This is a genomic window from Lysinibacillus sp. NPDC058147 (assembly GCF_042884205.1).
Taxonomy (GTDB): domain Bacteria; phylum Bacillota; class Bacilli; order Bacillales_A; family Planococcaceae; genus Lysinibacillus.
In genome coordinates this window covers 156000-173448 of sequence record NZ_JBHVUJ010000007.1, presented here as the reverse complement: position 1 = coordinate 173448, position 17449 = coordinate 156000, and the positions used below count along the sequence as shown (strand labels likewise).

Here is a 17449-nt window from a genome sequence, read left to right as displayed (position 1 = left end):
CTACGTTTCACTCCGCTTTCGTGTAGAAAATAACAGCCCCTGCTTTTCAGGGGCTGAAACCTTCGTTGCGTTGCACTACACTGCGGTTGGCACTGCTGCTACGTTGCACTTCGCTTTCGTGCAGAAAACAAGACGCTGTCGCTACGTTGCACTTCGCTTTCGCGTAACCTTCGTTCCGTTTCACTGCACTTCGGTTGACACTGCCGCTACGTTTCACTCCGCTTTCGTGTAGAAAATAACAGCCCCTGCTTTTCAGGGGCTGAAACCTTCGTTGCGTTGCACTACACTGCGGTTGGCACTGCCGCTTCGTTGCACTTCGCTTTCGTGCAGAAAACAAAGTAACCTGAAATGCTTTTCAGGTTACTTTGTTTTTGCTATGATTAAATAGCATATCTATGTAAAAAGAATAGTCCTAAGAGGAGGATTTTTAGTATGGCATTAGTATCTATGAAAGAGATGTTAATTAAAGCAAAAGCAGAAGGTTATGCGGTTGGTCAGTTCAACATCAACAACCTTGAGTGGACTCAAGCAATTTTACAAGCAGCAGAAGAAGAAAAATCTCCAGTGATTCTAGGCGTTTCTGAAGGCGCAGGTAAATATATGGGCGGATTCATCTCCGTTGTACACATGGTAAAAGGTTTAATGGAGTCTTATGGCACTACAGTACCTGTAGCTATCCATCTTGACCATGGTTCAAGCTTTGAAAAATGTAAAGAAGCAATTGATGCAGGCTTTACTTCCGTTATGATTGATGCATCTCATCATCCATTCGAGGAAAATGTGGCGACTACTTCAAAAGTAGTTGAATACGCTCATTCGAAAGGTGTTTCTGTTGAAGCTGAGCTTGGAACAGTAGGTGGTGACGAGGATGGCGTAATCGGTGGTATTATGTATGCTGATCCAGAGGAATGCCGTAAAATGGTTGAGCTAACAGATATCGACTGTTTAGCACCAGCACTTGGCTCTGTACATGGTCCTTACAAAGGAGAACCAAACTTAGGCTTTAAAGAAATGGAAGAAATCTCGAAATTAGCAGATCTACCATTAGTATTACACGGTGGTACAGGTATTCCAACAAAAGATATTCAACGTTCAATTTCATTAGGTACAGCAAAAATTAATGTTAATACTGAAAATCAAATTGCTGCTACAAAAGTAATCCGTGAAGTTCTTGATAATGATAAAGTTGTTTATGATCCTCGTAAATTCCTTGCTCCGGCACGTGAAGCGATTAAAGCAACAGTTATCGGGAAAATCCGTGAATTTGGTAGTGCACAAAAAGCATAATTTTTGCATCTTATGTTACAAAAGCACAGATGAATACACATAATAAGAGAAGTGTTGATGCTTTTATCGACCTTCTCTTGTTTTTGAAATAAAAAAATTTTGGCGAAAATTCAAATATAGGGCTCATTACTAAAAATTGAAGATGACATTTGTTAAACGTATGTCATGTGAAAAACAACTTCAAATATGGTAAGTGAGCCAAAACAGTGATCAGGAGGTAATATTATGAAATTTTTCATTGATACAGCAAACTTTGAAGAGATTAAAGAAGCACACGCATGGGGTATTTTATCAGGTGTTACAACAAACCCATCATTGGTGGCTAAGGAAGAGAATGTTTCTTTCCATGATCGACTTCGTGAAATCACAGAGCTTGTAGATGGCTCAGTGAGTGGGGAAGTAATTGCTCTAGATGCGGAAGGTATGATTAAAGAAGGCTTAGAATTGGCTGCAATTGCTCCAAATATTACAGTTAAATTGCCAATGACTCCAGCCGGTTTAGAGGCATGTCGCTTCTTTGCAGACAAAGGTATTAAAACGAACGTAACATTAATCTTCAGTGCAAACCAAGCGTTAATGGCAGCTCGTGCGGGTGCTACATATGTATCACCATTTATCGGTCGTCTAGATGATATAGGGCAAAACGGTGTAGAACTAATTGAAACGATTGCAGATATTTTTACAATTCATAATATCGACACGCAAATTATCGCTGCATCTATTCGTCATCCGCAACATGTAACAGCTGCAGCACTTGCTGGTGCACATATTGCAACTACTCCTTTTAAAGTATTAAAGCAACTTTTCCATCATCCATTAACGGAAAAAGGAATTGAAGGATTTTTAGCGGATTGGAATAAGAGAAAAGGCGAATAATAAGATTATATAGTGAGCCAATAGTAGAAAAAATTACTTTCCAATCATGAGGGAGAACGCAAAATGGATGTTTATAAAATTACAGGCGAAAATCGTCTACAGGGTACAATAAAAGTTAGTGGTGCAAAAAATAGTGCAGTCGCCTTAATTCCAGCATCAATTTTGGCGAACTCTCCAGTGATCATTGGAGGGATACCAGAAATTTCTGATGCTTGGACGTTAAAGGCTTTATTAGAGGAAATTGGTGGAGAAGTTTCATTTGAGGATGGCATAATGACAATTGATCCAACAGATATGATCGCTTTGCCATTACCAAACGGCAACGTGAAAAAGCTTCGTGCCTCTTATTACTTAATGGGAGCAATGCTAGGTCGCTTTAAAAAAGCTGTGATTGGTTTACCAGGAGGCTGCTTCCTAGGGCCACGTCCTATTGACCAACATATAAAAGGCTTTGAGGCATTAGGTGCGAAAATCACTAATGAGCATGGAGCAATTTATTTACGTGCTGATGAATTAATTGGCGCAAAAATATATTTAGACGTTGCCAGTGTTGGCGCAACAATTAATATTATGTTAGCTGCTGTCCTCGCGAAGGGACGTACGGTTATCGAAAATGCAGCGAAAGAACCGGAAATTATTGATGTAGCAACTCTTCTCACTAACATGGGCGCTAATATTAAAGGTGCGGGTACAAGTGTCATCCGTATTGAAGGCGTAGAGGAGCTTCATGGTACGGAGCATACGATTATTCCAGATCGCATTGAAGCTGCTACGTTTATGATTATGGCTGCCGCTGTAGGTGAAGGCATTACAATAGATAATGTAATTCCATTGCATTTAGAAGCGATTACAGCGAAGCTTCGTGAAATGGGCGTAAAAATTGAAATCGGTGAAGAAAGTATTTTTGTGCCAAAAACGGACCTCTCCACATTGCAAGCCGTTGATGTTAAAACATTAGTGTATCCTGGGTTCCCAACGGATATTCAGCAACCACTTTCGGTGTTAATGTCTCAAGCATTTGGTTCCTCAAAGGTAACAGATACAATCTATACAGCTCGATTTAAGCATATTGATGAACTTCGTCGTATGAATGCCAATGCACGCGTTGAAGGAAATACTGCTATGATTACAGGTCCTAGTAAATTACATGGTTCAACTGTAACAGCTACAGACCTTCGTGCTGGTGCCGCATTAGTATTAGCAGGCCTTTTAGCTGAAGGTGAAACAGAAATTCATGATATCTATCATATTGAGCGTGGCTATAGCTCACTTATTGAGAAATTACGTGATTTAGGCGCTGATATTCGACGTGAAACAATAATGGCACGCGTAGCAGAGACTCAGGAATAATGAGAGCTAAATATTTTGAACTAACTATGTTACAATAGAGGTAATTTGAATGTTTCGGCGAAGAAATATGCCGATAACGGGAGGCAAATAAAACAATGGAACGTAGTTTATCGATGGAAGTAGTACGAGTAACAGAGGCAGCAGCAATCGCATCCGGGAAATGGATGGGTCGTGGTTTAAAAATTGAGGCAGATGATGCAGCGACTACAGCGATGCGCGTAATGTTCGATACAATTCCAATGCATGCTACAGTAGTGATTGGTGAAGGCGAAATGGATGAAGCACCAATGCTTTATATTGGTGAAGAGCTTGGCCTACGTAATGGAGGTCCTCAAGTAGATATCGCAGTTGACCCATTAGAAGGTACAAATATTGTAGCGAAGGGTACAAATGGTGCAATGACAGTTCTTGCTATTGCAGATAAAGGTAATCTGTTAAACGCACCTGATATGTACATGGAGAAAATTGCAGTAGGTCCAGAAGCAGCAGGTAAGGTAGATATTAACGCTTCTGTTACTTATAATTTATTACAGGTAGCAAAAGCTAAAAATAAAGATATTTCAGACGTAGTAGCTACACTTTTAGACCGACCACGTCACCAAGCAATTGTTGATGAAATCCGAGAAGCTGGGGCACGTATTAAATTTATTCAAGACGGCGACGTTGGAGCAGCTATCAATACTGCTTTTGATGAAACGGGCATTGATATTATGTTTGGTACAGGTGGTGCTCCAGAGGGTGTTATTTCAGCTGTTGCATTAAAATGTCTAGGTGGAGACTTCCAAGCGAAGCTAGTGCCAGAAGACGAGGAACAGTTAGAACGTTGCAAAAAAATGGGTGTAGACGTAGATAAAGTTCTTTATTTAGATGATCTAGTTAAAGGTGACGATGCTATTTTTGCAGCGACTGCAGTAACAGATTGTGAGCTTTTAAAAGGCGTTCAATATAAGGGAGCCTATGCATTAACGCATTCAGTTGTTATGCGAGCTAAATCTGGAACTGTGCGTTTTGTAGAAGGTCGCCACGCTCTTGATAAAAAACCTAGCTATTAATAAAAATTTCTTCTAAAATATACCTAGTGCAATCTTTTTGCGCTAGGTACCTTCTTCTAAATTTTCAACCATCCCATAGTTTTATAAGGCTAGTTATGCTTTATGTTTCGCATAGTTAATTAAAGTACCTATCGCTTTGCTTCAAACTGCTTCATTTCTGAGGACTTATGAATGAAAATGCTACCAGGTACGAAAAGATTACAGAGCCTATCGTAAAAAAAACTTCTTTAATAACCCCAAAAATGGCAATTATATTTTGAAAAAGACTGGAGTTGTGCATATGTCTACATTGACAATCGCTCAATTAGAAAACATGACGTTAAAAGAGCTTTACGCCCTTGCACGCCAATATAAAATTTCATATTATAGCAAGCTAACGAAAAAAGAATTAATATTTGCTATTTTGAAAACGCGTTCAGAGCAAGAGGGCTATTTCTTTATGGAAGGTGTACTAGAAATTGTTTCGCAAGAGGGCTTTGGTTTCCTTCGACCAATTAACTACTCACCAAGTAAAGAGGATATTTATATTTCTGCTTCTCAAATTCGTCGCTTTGACCTACGAAATGGGGACAAGGTATCTGGTAAAGTACGTCCACCTAAAGAAAACGAACGTTATTACGGACTACTACAGGTAGATGCTGTTAACGGTGAAGACCCAGAGGTAGCAAAGGAACGTGTGCATTTCCCTGCATTAACGCCTTTATATCCTGACCGACAAATTAAACTTGAAACAACACAACGCAATTTATCGACTCGTATTATGGATTTAGTGGCACCTGTAGGCTTTGGGCAGCGTGGATTGATCGTTGCACCACCAAAGGCAGGGAAAACTTCATTATTAAAAGAAATTGCGAATGCTATTACAACAAATTATCCAGATGCGGAGTTAATTGTATTACTTATTGACGAACGCCCTGAGGAAGTAACTGATATTGAACGTTCTGTGAATGCAGATGTAGTGAGCTCGACTTTCGATGAGGTTCCAGAAAATCATGTGAAAGTTGCAGAAATTGTATTAGAACGTGCACGCCGCTTAGTTGAGCATAAGCGTGATGTTATTATTTTAATGGACTCAATTACACGTTTAGCACGAGCTTATAACTTAGTTATTCCTCCGAGCGGTCGTACGCTTTCTGGTGGTATTGATCCTGCTGCCTTCCATAGACCAAAACGATTCTTTGGTTCTGCTCGTAATATTGAAGAAGGCGGTAGCTTAACAATTTTAGCGACAGCTTTAGTGGATACTGGATCTCGTATGGATGAGGTCATTTATGAGGAATTTAAAGGAACGGGTAATTTAGAGCTTCATCTTGATCGCCAATTAGCAGAGCGTCGTATTTTCCCTGCGCTTGATATCCGCCGTTCAGGTACACGTAAGGAAGAGCTTCTTCTTGAACCAGAGCAACTTGAAAAGCTATGGGCAATTCGTAAAACATTCTCAGACGCACCTGATTTTGCGGAGCGTTTCATGAAAAAATTACGTACGACAAAATCAAATGAAGAATTCTTTGAAAAGTTAAATGAAGATATGAAGAAAGCTACTAAAGGTAAGGGCTTACTATAAACATAAATCACCGTTGACTAGTAATAGTTGATGGTGATTTTTAAATACTCGTATATTTAAAATTGGCTAGAAGCTAACGATAATATTGTTAAAACAACATGTGTTATATATAAAGGTTGATTGGAGTGAAGGCTGAAAGCGGCTAGGAAAGCGACCCACGCTATGGTGATAAGCCTGAAAAATCACATAAAATAACCAATAATCGTTAATACATTAAAAACTATTGTCAAAAGTATATTTGATATGATATCATTGCAAAGTATGTAACGTGTACATATGTAGCCGACATATTCGGGCTATGTAAGGTACAGTTCGATAATACTCTGTTCCAGATGGTTCAGGGCGAGAGGAGAAAACGAATATGAAACAAGGAATTCATCCAGATTACAAAGAAGCAACAGTAACTTGCTCTTGCGGTAATTCTTTCAAAACTGGTTCAGTAAAAGAAAACATCGTTGTCGAGTTCTGCAACGAATGTCACCCATTCTATACTGGCCGTCAAAAATTCGCGTCTACTGATGGTCGCGTGGATCGTTTCAACAAAAAATACGGTCTTAAAAACTAATGTTAGTTTAATACCTGCCAAGCATGTGCTTGGCAGGTATTTTTTTCAGTATAATCAATTTACCTCGGCATAATTGCGTCCGATATCGGCTTTGTGCTTAGGCCTGCACGATGCAGGTTAGTTAGCCGTTATCGCATGGATGCGATGGTTTTAGGCTAACATCTCCTAAGAACTCCTTTCCGATTCCGTGACATCCGCCGGAGGCTTTGGGCCAACGTGATGTTGGTCACTCAGTCGTGTGTTGTTGCTGTCGCTTCGCTTTCGCACAGATAAAACCGTGTTGCTGTCGCTTCGCTTTCGCACAAATAAATTGCCACAGGACGTGGCGTTCTTAGACTGAGTCCCCCTATTTCAGCGGGTATTTGGACACCCGTTGAAAAGTAGATTAAATCCGTATTCATCTCATCATCTATAGAGGTGGGAGACTTCTGATGAAAGAAGTTAAGAAACCCTGATGCGAGTCTTTTCAGTATCCAGATCGACATGAAGAAAGGGAGAAGACAAAATGGCACAGCTATATTTTAAACACGGTGCAATGAATAGTGGTAAATCCATAGAAATTCTTAAAGTTGCGCATAACTATGAAGAACAACAAAAACCTGTAATGATGTTTACACCAGGCATAGATACGCGAGATGAAGTAGGCTTTATCTCAAGTCGAGTAGGTTTACGTCAACAAGCTATTCCTGTTAATGATGATACAAATATTTTTGAGCTAGTAAAAAACAATGCTGTAAAACCATATTGTGTACTTGTTGATGAAGTACAATTTCTAAAAAAAGAGCATGTTTTGCAATTAGCATATATCGTAGATGAGTTAGATATTCCGGTCATGGGCTTCGGTCTAAAAAACGATTTCCAAAATGAGTTATTTGAAGGCAGTCAGTACATGCTTACATATGCAGATAAAATTGAGGAAATGAAAACGATTTGCTGGTTCTGTCATAAAAAAGCGACAATGAATTTGCGTGTTGATGAAAGTGGAAAGCCTGTTTATACAGGTGATCAAATTCAAATTGGCGGGAATGATTCCTACTATCCGGTTTGTCGAAAGTGTCACGCGCATCCACCGCTATAATGTAAACTGATTTAGTTGTTTAAACTAAGAATAAGTAGCATACATGCGGAAATTTCCTTATACTAAGTAGTGGAAATGAAAAATGTTCAAAAATACTCTTACGCGCTTAGCGTAATTCTAATTTAAAGTTTCTCTGCAGTCACAAAAGAGCAAACTTCATAAAAACTTAATAGAGGTGAAATCCATGTTCGATCGATTACAAGCAGTGGAGGATCGTTACGAAAGACTAACGGAGCTTTTAAGTGATCCTGATATTGTGAATGATAGTAAAAAATTACGCGAATATTCCAAAGAGCAATCAGATATCCAAGAAACTGTAGAAGCTTATCGTGAATATAAAAATGTAAAAGAGCAATTAGCGGATACGCGTGAAATGCTAGATAGTGAAAAAGATCCTGATATGCACGAGATGGTAAAAGAAGAATTCAATTTACTTAAAGATCAGCAAGAAGAGTTGGAAGAACGTTTACGCATTTTATTAATTCCGAAAGATCCTAATGATAATAAAAACGTTATTATGGAGATTCGCGGAGCAGCTGGTGGAGACGAGGCGAATATTTTCGCAGGAGATTTGTTCCGTATGTATTCTCGTTATGCTGAGACACAAGGCTGGAAAATTGACGTAATGGAAGCGACGCCGAACGCAATGGGCGGCTATAAAGAAGTTATTTTTATGATTAACGGTCAAGGTGCATATTCAAAATTTAAATTTGAAAATGGCGCACACCGTGTACAACGTGTACCTGCAACAGAATCTCAAGGGCGTATTCATACATCGACAGCGACAGTAGCTTGCTTACCTGAAGTTGAAGAAGTAGATGTGGATATCCATGAGAAAGATATCCGAGTGGATACATTCGCATCTTCTGGTGCCGGTGGTCAATCGGTAAATACAACGATGTCAGCTGTGCGTATGACCCACTTACCGACAGGTGTTGTTGTATCGATGCAGGACGAACGATCACAAATTAAAAACCGTGAAAAGGCAATGAAAATTCTGCGTGCTCGTGTTGCTGATATGTATTTGCAAGAAGCACAAAAGGAAATTGATGCTACACGTAAATCAGCTGTAGGTTCAGGCGATCGCTCTGAGCGTATTCGCACATACAATTATCCACAAAACCGAGTAACAGACCACCGTATTGGTTTAACGATTCAAAAACTAGATCAAATCGTCGAAGGTAGACTAGACGAAATCATTGATACGCTCATTTTAGAAGAGCAAGCATCGAAGTTAGAGCGATTAAATGATGACCTATAATAATGTAATGGAGGCCCTTCAATGGGCTTCTTCTTTTTTAGTGGATAATGGTCGTGAGGAAACAGCGGCACGTATTGTCATGCAGCATATACTTGGCACTAGCTATTCAGAAGTAATGCTACACCTTCAAGATGTATTAACAGCTGAACAAAAAGAAAAATTTAAAGAGCTCATCGAAGAGCATGCGAGTGGACGACCAGTACAGTATTGCGTCGGTAGTGAAGAATTTTATGGTCGCTCATTTATTGTCGATGAGTCAGTACTTATTCCTAGACCTGAGACCGAGGAATTGGTGCTAGGAACAATCAATCGCATGAACAAAATATTTAATCATCAAGAATTGAAGTTTGCAGATATCGGTACGGGTAGTGGCGCAATTGCTATTTCTATGAAGCTAGAATGTCCAGAGTTAAAGGTCGTAGCCACTGATTTATCCGAAGCTGCATTAACTACAGCACAAAAAAATGCACAAAGGCTAGCAGCGGATATTGACTTTAGACTAGGGGACTTAGCGAAGCCTCTGGCAGGTGAGAAATTTGATATCGTTTTATCTAATCCACCGTATATTGCTTTTGATGAAGCGAAAGAGATGTCAAGTACTGTGCTGGAGCATGAACCACATAGTGCTCTTTTTGCAGAAGAAGACGGGCTTATTTTATATAGAAAATTAGCTGAGCAGCTTCCGCACATGATGAATAAACCCGCCCTCATAGGTCTTGAAATTGGCTATACACAAGGGGAGCAGGTAGCTCAATTCTTTAAAAATAGTTTTCCGCAGGCCACAATTTCAATAGAAAAAGATATAAATGGTAAGCCTCGAATGATTTTTTGTGAAATTCATGTATAAACTATCTACTTCTTGCCCACAATGTTGAGCAAGGAGGGATTTTTATGTTAAACGAATACAAGATTATTAGATTGCCTAAACAAAATATTTTACTAGCTTTTGCAAGATTAGTATTAATTGCGATTGCTTTACAATTATGTATTTTATATATTCCATCATTAGTGGGTTTTGCGAAAGAAGCTAGTAATTATGAACAAGAAAATGATTTTCGTATACGAGTTATTGCCAATAGCAACACGACAAAGGATCAGCTTGAAAAAGAGCAACTTGTCGAAAATTTAAAGCCGTATTTTAAGCAAGTAGTCGCTACTGCTGGAGCTAAAACTATGGATAACGAGCAAATGCTTTCATTAAAACAAGAAATTGAAGCGGAAATAAAAGTAAATTATCCACAACTGGATACACAAGTTGTACTTGGGGATAACTTATTTCCACCAAAGCGACATAACGCTGTACTTTATCCACAAAATTTGTATCATTCAATTGTCGTGAAAATCGGGGATGCACGTGGTGATAACTGGTGGTGTAGCATATTCCCATCAATTTGTGAGCCCGATAAAGCAGAAGCGAAAGAAGAAGTGAAAGAAGAAGTGAAAGAAGAGAAGGAACACGTTACATTTTTTATTTGGGAATGGATTAAAGGATTTTTTGAGTGAATTGTTCACGAATTCAGATAACTTATACACAATTTTTAATAAGTTATAAACATTATGTGGATAATTTAGTAAAAACGAATAATTGAAGGAAGGTTTTAATTATGGAAACCGTTTGCAAGATTGTGGACAGTAATGTGAATAGTCAGATAAATTATACACAGGCTGTGGATATCTTAAATGCAGGTGAGGTCGTGGCATTTCCGACAGAAACGGTTTATGGCCTAGGAGCTGTTGCAACAAATGATACAGCTGTTAAAAAGATATTTGAAGCAAAAGGTCGTCCTTCAGACAATCCGCTAATTGTTCACATTGGCACGAAAGAGGAAGTTGAACTCTATATAGAGCATATTTCAGAAGTAGCCAAAAAATGCATGGATTTATTTTGGCCAGGTCCACTAACACTTGTCATGCCTGTAAAACCAAATGTGCTAGCAAGCAGTGTGACAGCTGGTCTAACGACTGTCGGCATTCGTATGCCAGATCATCCAGTTGCGCTCGCCTTACTACAACAATTAAAAAAGCCACTTGCTGCGCCGAGTGCTAATCGTAGTGGGAAGCCAAGTCCTACAGAAGCAATACATGTTCAGGATGATTTGGGAGGGTACATACCTTATATTTTAGATGGAGGTTCTACTGGGATTGGACTCGAATCCACAGTGTTAGATGTAACACACGAACCGCCAGTAATTTTGCGCCCAGGTGGAATTACGAAGGAAATGCTAGAGGCTAAGATTGGTCAAGTACTTCAACCTTCAAAAATAGAGCAAAAGTTAGAGGCTACACCAAAAGCCCCTGGTATGAAATATACACACTATGCTCCTAATGCACCTGTACTATTAATTGAATGTGATTTGAAGAAAGTCCATGAGGCTGTATATCAATTACAAAAACAAGGACATAAAGTAGCGTTACTTGCACCAGCAAGCTTTATTGACAGTAATGCTGATTTTTATTTATCAGTAGGAGAAGCTGGTAGTAAAGAAGAAATGGGTGCGACATTGTACCATGCCCTAAGAGCTTGCGATAAAACAACAGCTACAATTATCTTAGCGACGACTACATCGACTGAAGGGGTAGGAGCTGCTATTATGAATCGACTTGAGAAAGCAGCTGGAGGAAAATGGTATACCCCGTAAATTAAATATTTATAAATAAAAATGGTATGCTAGAAGATCTTGCTGGCATGCTATTTTTTATGGGTTTCTTCGGCTTCACCAATCGGGCATATTTGGACAGTTAATTTTTGGTTGTGGAAAGCGTTGTTAGAGTGACTTTTAACACCTCTTTGTAAGGAAATTGTATTATGATAATACTGTTTTTTCGAGCATAAAATGATAAAATATTAGAGAGTGAAGGAGTGCTTTCTTGCAGGGAGTTCTTGCAGGTATAATAACGTCTATAGATGTGATTGGTTTATATGTATTGATACCAAATGTTAAATATCGATTTTTTTTGTCAGTATGGACAGCTGCTTTGCATATGCTTTTCCCGTTATTAGGTTTCGAATTAGGACACTTTTTAGTGCATTTCTTCTTAGAGTGGGGACAAAAAATCTCAGGTATTTTATTATTTTGCATAGGCCTACATTTACTATTATTTTCGCGAAAAGATGAAAAGGTTACAATTTCACCAATACTTTTAGCTGTGACTGCAAGCCTAGATACCTTTTCAGTAAGTGTTTCTTTTGGTATGCTACACTTAGAGAAAACAGTATTTATTATAAGTGCAGGTGTAAGTGCGCTTATTTGCTCATATGGGTCATTAGTCATTGCAAGAAGAAGTCAGGTCTTACTTGGTAATAAGTTTCAAATAATTACAGGGATTTTTTTTATCATTATGAGTGTACTAGCTATCCGACAATAGAAAAAATTAGTGGAGGGTGATAAGTATGAAAATACTATTTGTTTGCACTGGGAATACTTGTCGCAGTCCAATGGCAGAGGTTATTTTAAAACATAAACAACTTGACAATGTAGAGGTCCGTTCAGCGGGCATTTATGCCATGCCAAACGCGGAAATGTCTGCACATGCACAACAAGTATTATATGAAGAAAACATGACGCATCAGCATTTAGCAACACAATTATCTATGATTGAAATGGAGTGGGCTGATTTAATTTTAACAATGACAACAGCTCATAAAGATACAATCATCTCTCATTATCCAAATGCGGAACAAAAAGTTTTTACTTTAAAGGAATATACAAATGAAGGTAGCGTAGGAAATGTTGTAGATCCTTACGGAGGTAGTAAAGAAATCTATAAAGTAACATTTGCAGAATTAACGGAATTGGTAGAACGACTAGTAAAAAAACTTGAAGAGAATTGAGGGTCGCTATGAAAAAACAGTTTGGCTTACGACTTAAACTAGTATTATTTGTCAGTATACTTGCACTAATCACGTACAGTATTAGTTTTATTTTCATCGAATATTTACAACCTACCTTCTTCCCGGAGACTAATCGTAAACTGTTTGAAATTTTCACTTACGTGTCAGGGATTGCGTGGTCAGGTATTTTGGCTGCAGTTTTCAGCGTAATCTTAATTAAACCTTTACAAAAGCTTGAAAATTCAGCTTCCCGTGTAGCACAAGGGAAAATTGGTCAGGATGTAGAAATGCCGAAAACAAGTGACGAGATTCGTTCTGTGGCAGAGGCATTTCAACAAATGGTATTAAATTTACGACAGATGGTTGAAAGTATAGATCTTAACTTCCAACAAACAAATCAATCGATAATTCAACTATCTGATGAAGCCGCAATTGCAACAAAAAAAGCAGAGAATATTGCCTCTACAGTAAAACATATTTCTACAGGAGCAGAGACGTCTGCTACAGCAGTACAAGATACAGCTGAAGCTATTGAAGATGTACGAGCTCTCGCAACAGAAGTCAATAGTAGAGCAGAGGCATCTGCATCACAATCCAAAGAGATTTTACATAATTTAACGACAACGACAAATGCGATTGAAACGTTAGTGAATAGTATTCAACAAATTGCGGCTGGCAATAATGAGGCATTAGAAAGCATTCGCCTATTAGAGGAAAACGCTGGACAGGTAGAGCGTATCATTAGCTTAGTTGGTGATATTGCAGCGCAAACAAATTTACTAGCTTTAAACGCTTCGATTGAGGCAGCGCGTGCTGGAGAGCATGGAAAAGGCTTTGCTGTCGTAGCTGAAGAAGTTCGTAGTTTAGCTGATGAAAGTGCGAAGGCGGTACAAGGCATTACTTCCCTTGTTCAATCCATGCAACAAAATGTTGAGATTGTTGTAAAACAAATGAATCATCAGGTGACATTTGCGACAAAAGAAGCTGCACGTGTATCAGAAACTACGACAGCGGTAGAAGGAATGTCTACGAGTGTACACGAAATGGCAACATCAATTGTGGAAATTTCTTCACTAATTGAACAGCAAATGCATAATATTGAAACAACTGCTCGTCAATCTCAAGAAGTTGCAGCCATTGCTCAAGAAACATCTGCAGGCGCACAGGAAGTCCGCAGCGCAACAGAAGAACAAGCATACGCCATTGAGCAAGTAGAAAAACTAGCAGAAGGCTTAAAGGTACAATCAGAAGAACTGCATAAAATGATTCAACAATTTGATAGACAAGCATAAATATGATTTTAAACTGTAGCAAGCTCGGGTGGGTATCGAGTATGCTACAGTTTTTTTCATATTGTATTAAGTACAGTGAAGGAAAGAATAGCGACAACGACTGAAGAACCAGACGAAGCGACGGATAGAGAGAAGAAATCGACGGAAAGAAGAGCAGGAGTGACGGAAAGCCCGCCTTCAGAGCGACGGATGGAGAGAAAAAATCAACTTAAAAAAGAGCTACAGGTCACACTCGCATAAGGGCAAAGAATCCCTCAACAGCAGCAACCATTGACAATACATAGAAAAAATATTGATATAGTATGTCCACTGTAATTGAAAAGGTAAAAAAACTTTAGAAGATAGAATATTACAACAAATAACCATTATCCGAATTTATCAACATGATATTCACATTATCCACAGAAAAATGAATATAAAAGTGAATGTTTTTATGCTAGTTTACAAGAATTGTTCGTCTTTTAGGAGAAATCAGCATAAAAATGCAAGAAAAATCATGTTATTCTTGAGATAGAAGTGGTACACTAGTGTTGACTATAATTTCGAAAAGAGGGAACCCAGTGAGAATAGCAATTTCTTCTGATCACGGAGGCAATAACTTACGTCGTGAGATTATGCAGCTGTTAGATGAGCTACATATTAGCTACGAAGATTTTGGTCCACAATCTGCGGATTCAGTAGACTATCCTGATTATGCAAAACCAGTTACTGAAGGTGTTGCTAGCGGGGAATTTGATAAAGGTATTTTAATTTGTGGTACAGGCATTGGGATGTCCATTGCTGCAAATAAAATTAAGGGAATTCGTTGTGCCTTAGTGCATGATTTATTCAGCGCGAAAGCAACGCGTTGCCACAACGATTCAAATGTTTTAGCGATGGGTGAGCGTGTTATTGGGCCAGGCCTTGCACGTGAAATCGCTAAAGTATGGCTTGAAACAGATTTTGAAGGTGGTCGACATACGCGCCGCATTGAAAAAATCTCTGAGCTTGAGCAATAAGAAAAGCAATTAAGTTTGCTGACATATGTCCTGATTTAGTGTGACATAAATAATTTAGAAATAAGGGGCTGAGCATAGTGGTTGTACAACAAATACGAACACATTTGACTCAGTTACTCAGTGAATTTGAAGAGCAGGTAACCCTACGACCAAATACTGTTTTTGTCGTAGGCTGCTCGACATCTGAAGTGATTGGTCAGAAAATTGGCACAGCAGGCGCGCTTGAAATTGGAGAAGCAATTTTTGAGCCGTTGCAGGCATTTGCAAAGAAACATCAACTACATCTAGCGTTCCAAGGGTGTGAGCATATTAATCGTGCTATTACAATGGAAGCAACAACGGCAGAACAATTTGGTTATGAACCAGTAGCAGTTGTACCAGTTCGTACAGCAGGTGGCTCGATGTCCGCTTATGCGTTTACGCAATTTACAAATCCAGTTGTTGTGGAAGCTGTGCAAGCACATGCAGGTATTGACATTGGTCAAACACTCATAGGTATGCATTTAAAGGCAGTAGCTGTTCCAGTTCGTACTTCTGTGCGAATGGTAGGAGAAGCGATTGTAACAATTGCAACAACACGTCCGAAGCTGATTGGCGGAGAGCGTGCCGTATATAAATAAAATTACCTCTGAAATCAGTGGTATACAAATAACGATTATACTTAGGAGGCTTTTTCAAACATGGCATACGAAAAATTAGCAGTACAAGACAAAGCAGTATTAGACGGAATTCTTGCGGAAAAAAAACGCCAACAAGCAAATATTGAGTTAATCGCATCAGAAAACTTTGTATCTGAAGCAGTAATGGAAGCACAAGGTTCTGTTCTAACAAATAAATATGCTGAAGGTTATCCAGGTAAACGCTACTATGGCGGTTGTGAACACGTAGATGTTGTGGAAGATATCGCACGTGATCGTGTGAAAGAAATCTTTGGTGCAGAATATGCAAACGTACAACCACACTCTGGTGCACAAGCAAACATGGCTGTATACCACACAATTTTAGAACCAGGTGATACAGTACTTGGGATGAATTTATCTCATGGCGGTCACTTAACACACGGATCTCCTGTAAACTTCTCAGGTATTCTATATAACTTCGTTGAATATGGCGTAACAAAAGATACTCAAGTAATCGATTATGAAGATGTACGTCAAAAAGCATTAGAGCATAAGCCAAAACTAATTGTTGCAGGAGCATCTGCATACCCACGTGAAATCGATTTTGCTAAATTCCGTGAAATCGCTGATGAAGTAGGAGCATATTTCATGGTGGATATGGCACATATCGCTGGTCTTGTAGCTACGGGTGAGCACCAATCACCAGTGCCATACGCTGATTTTGTAACATCTACAACACATAAAACATTACGTGGCCCACGTGGTGGTTTAATCCTAGCTTCGAAAGAATGGGAGCAAAAGCTTAACAAATCTGTATTCCCAGGTATCCAAGGTGGACCATTAATGCACGTGATCGCTGCAAAAGCAGTAGCATTCGGTGAAGCATTACAGCCAGAATTCAAAGAGTATGCAAAACAAATTAAAGCTAATGCTAAAGCTTTAGCAGAAGTATTAATTGCAGAAGGTGTTGAAATTGTATCTGGTGGTACGGATAACCACTTGTTACTTCTTAATGTGAAATCTCTTGGCTTAACAGGAAAAGTAGCAGAGCACGCACTTGATGAAGTAGGCATTACAACAAATAAAAATACAATTCCTTACGATACAGAATCTCCATTCGTAACTTCTGGTATCCGCATTGGTACACCAGCTGTGACATCTCGTGGCTTTAAAGAAGAGGACATGAAAGAAGTAGGTTCAATTATTGCTGCGGTTCTTAAAAACCCAGAAGATGAAGCAGTTAAATCGGAAGCAAAAGCTCGCGTCAAAGCTTTAACTGACAAACATCCATTATACGCATAATTTAATAGATAAAGCTGTGGTAAAAGTGGACTCCATCACTTTAACCACAGCTTTTTTTATTAGTTAAAAGTGATTACAGTAAAGGCTGGCATCAGCGTCACCGATGAGCTATTTTTTTGTTAAAACAGAAGTAAGATACTACTATTTTTGAATTTATTTACATAAACTTAGTATAAAAGGATATATAACCGTAGAGTGAGACAAATAATGTCCCTTTTGTGAAGAATATTTTTTATAAAAGTGACAATTTACTGAATTTTTATGTACAATATTAAAGAGATTTAACTTCTTTCAGCGGGTGTCAAACATCCACTGAAATGGAGAAACTCAGCTAAGTTCGCGAGGCATATTGATAGAGATGGTGGGAGGAGG

The 17449-nt window shown here is 38.8% G+C and carries 18 protein-coding genes; all 18 read left to right on the top strand.

Features of this window, described 5'->3' with window-relative positions:
* Positions 1 to 432 precede the first annotated feature (432 nt).
* The 18 genes from ACFVT8_RS19420 to glyA all read left to right on the top strand — a co-directional run bounded on the left by ACFVT8_RS19420 (position 433) and on the right by glyA (position 17077).
* Complete coding sequence (locus ACFVT8_RS19420) at positions 433 to 1287, top strand: class II fructose-bisphosphate aldolase (RefSeq protein WP_387083909.1); 855 nt, start codon at positions 433 to 435, stop codon at positions 1285 to 1287.
* 225 nt (positions 1288 to 1512) lie between these two features.
* A complete protein-coding gene (fsa, locus tag ACFVT8_RS19415) occupies positions 1513 to 2163 on the top strand; it encodes a fructose-6-phosphate aldolase (RefSeq protein ID WP_387083907.1) in 651 nt (216 codons plus the stop codon).
* 63 nt (positions 2164 to 2226) lie between these two features.
* On the top strand, positions 2227 to 3513 hold the full coding sequence (locus tag ACFVT8_RS19410; RefSeq protein WP_387083905.1) for a UDP-N-acetylglucosamine 1-carboxyvinyltransferase: 1287 nt from the start codon (positions 2227 to 2229) through the stop codon (positions 3511 to 3513).
* A 95-nt stretch (positions 3514 to 3608) separates the two neighbouring features.
* A complete protein-coding gene (gene glpX, locus ACFVT8_RS19405; RefSeq protein ID WP_100546229.1) occupies positions 3609 to 4565 on the top strand; it encodes a class II fructose-bisphosphatase in 957 nt (318 codons plus the stop codon).
* 280 nt (positions 4566 to 4845) lie between these two features.
* Complete coding sequence (gene rho / locus ACFVT8_RS19400; protein ID WP_337991643.1) at positions 4846 to 6129, top strand: transcription termination factor Rho; 1284 nt, start codon at positions 4846 to 4848, stop codon at positions 6127 to 6129.
* 361 nt (positions 6130 to 6490) lie between these two features.
* The gene (gene rpmE / locus ACFVT8_RS19395; protein ID WP_053484459.1) at positions 6491 to 6694 is read left to right on the top strand and encodes a 50S ribosomal protein L31; all 204 of its coding nucleotides are present in this window, start codon (positions 6491 to 6493) and stop codon (positions 6692 to 6694) included.
* Positions 6695 to 7199: 505 nt separating this feature from the next.
* Positions 7200 to 7772, top strand: coding sequence for a thymidine kinase (locus tag ACFVT8_RS19390; protein ID WP_049668006.1), 573 nt, complete (start codon positions 7200 to 7202; stop codon positions 7770 to 7772).
* A gap of 184 nt (positions 7773 to 7956) precedes the next feature.
* Positions 7957 to 9033 (top strand): peptide chain release factor 1, encoded by a 1077-nt coding sequence (gene prfA / locus ACFVT8_RS19385; RefSeq protein ID WP_387083901.1) that lies wholly within the window; start codon positions 7957 to 7959, stop codon positions 9031 to 9033.
* A complete protein-coding gene (gene prmC / locus ACFVT8_RS19380) occupies positions 9020 to 9880 on the top strand; it encodes a peptide chain release factor N(5)-glutamine methyltransferase (protein WP_387083899.1) in 861 nt (286 codons plus the stop codon). The genes prfA and prmC overlap by 14 nt, the downstream gene beginning before the upstream one ends.
* 44 nt (positions 9881 to 9924) lie before the next feature.
* On the top strand, positions 9925 to 10536 hold the full coding sequence (locus tag ACFVT8_RS19375) for a stage II sporulation protein R (protein WP_387083897.1): 612 nt from the start codon (positions 9925 to 9927) through the stop codon (positions 10534 to 10536).
* 101 nt (positions 10537 to 10637) lie between these two features.
* The gene (locus tag ACFVT8_RS19370; protein ID WP_387083895.1) at positions 10638 to 11672 is read left to right on the top strand and encodes an L-threonylcarbamoyladenylate synthase; all 1035 of its coding nucleotides are present in this window, start codon (positions 10638 to 10640) and stop codon (positions 11670 to 11672) included.
* Positions 11673 to 11901: 229 nt separating this feature from the next.
* Complete coding sequence (locus ACFVT8_RS19365; protein WP_387083893.1) at positions 11902 to 12399, top strand: manganese efflux pump MntP; 498 nt, start codon at positions 11902 to 11904, stop codon at positions 12397 to 12399.
* Positions 12400 to 12424: 25 nt separating this feature from the next.
* Positions 12425 to 12865: a low molecular weight protein arginine phosphatase gene (locus ACFVT8_RS19360; protein ID WP_387083891.1), complete on the top strand. Its 441-nt coding sequence runs from the start codon at positions 12425 to 12427 to the stop codon at positions 12863 to 12865.
* A gap of 8 nt (positions 12866 to 12873) precedes the next feature.
* Positions 12874 to 14157, top strand: coding sequence for a methyl-accepting chemotaxis protein (locus tag ACFVT8_RS19355; RefSeq protein WP_387083889.1), 1284 nt, complete (start codon positions 12874 to 12876; stop codon positions 14155 to 14157).
* A 75-nt stretch (positions 14158 to 14232) separates the two neighbouring features.
* Entirely contained in the window at positions 14233 to 14397 is a 165-nt protein-coding gene (locus ACFVT8_RS19350; protein ID WP_387083887.1) for a hypothetical protein, read from the top strand.
* A gap of 320 nt (positions 14398 to 14717) precedes the next feature.
* The gene (gene rpiB, locus ACFVT8_RS19345) at positions 14718 to 15155 is read left to right on the top strand and encodes a ribose 5-phosphate isomerase B (protein ID WP_387083885.1); all 438 of its coding nucleotides are present in this window, start codon (positions 14718 to 14720) and stop codon (positions 15153 to 15155) included.
* A gap of 77 nt (positions 15156 to 15232) precedes the next feature.
* Positions 15233 to 15775, top strand: coding sequence for a TIGR01440 family protein (locus tag ACFVT8_RS19340; protein ID WP_387083883.1), 543 nt, complete (start codon positions 15233 to 15235; stop codon positions 15773 to 15775).
* Between the two features lie 60 nt (positions 15776 to 15835).
* Entirely contained in the window at positions 15836 to 17077 is a 1242-nt protein-coding gene (glyA, locus tag ACFVT8_RS19335) for a serine hydroxymethyltransferase (protein WP_387083881.1), read from the top strand.
* Positions 17078 to 17449: the final 372 nt, after the last annotated feature.

Coding starts and splice junctions, on each gene's coding strand:
- prmC (WP_387083899.1), top strand. CDS start 9,020: ATGATGACCTATAATAATGTAATGGAGGCCCTTCAATGGGCTTCTTCT.
- glpX (WP_100546229.1), top strand. CDS start 3,609: ATGGAACGTAGTTTATCGATGGAAGTAGTACGAGTAACAGAGGCAGCA.
- fsa (WP_387083907.1), top strand. CDS start 1,513: ATGAAATTTTTCATTGATACAGCAAACTTTGAAGAGATTAAAGAAGCA.
- ACFVT8_RS19355 (WP_387083889.1), top strand. CDS start 12,874: ATGAAAAAACAGTTTGGCTTACGACTTAAACTAGTATTATTTGTCAGT.
- ACFVT8_RS19420 (WP_387083909.1), top strand. CDS start 433: ATGGCATTAGTATCTATGAAAGAGATGTTAATTAAAGCAAAAGCAGAA.
- rpmE (WP_053484459.1), top strand. CDS start 6,491: ATGAAACAAGGAATTCATCCAGATTACAAAGAAGCAACAGTAACTTGC.
- ACFVT8_RS19375 (WP_387083897.1), top strand. CDS start 9,925: ATGTTAAACGAATACAAGATTATTAGATTGCCTAAACAAAATATTTTA.
- prfA (WP_387083901.1), top strand. CDS start 7,957: ATGTTCGATCGATTACAAGCAGTGGAGGATCGTTACGAAAGACTAACG.
- glyA (WP_387083881.1), top strand. CDS start 15,836: ATGGCATACGAAAAATTAGCAGTACAAGACAAAGCAGTATTAGACGGA.
- rho (WP_337991643.1), top strand. CDS start 4,846: ATGTCTACATTGACAATCGCTCAATTAGAAAACATGACGTTAAAAGAG.
- ACFVT8_RS19390 (WP_049668006.1), top strand. CDS start 7,200: ATGGCACAGCTATATTTTAAACACGGTGCAATGAATAGTGGTAAATCC.
- ACFVT8_RS19410 (WP_387083905.1), top strand. CDS start 2,227: ATGGATGTTTATAAAATTACAGGCGAAAATCGTCTACAGGGTACAATA.
- ACFVT8_RS19360 (WP_387083891.1), top strand. CDS start 12,425: ATGAAAATACTATTTGTTTGCACTGGGAATACTTGTCGCAGTCCAATG.
- ACFVT8_RS19370 (WP_387083895.1), top strand. CDS start 10,638: ATGGAAACCGTTTGCAAGATTGTGGACAGTAATGTGAATAGTCAGATA.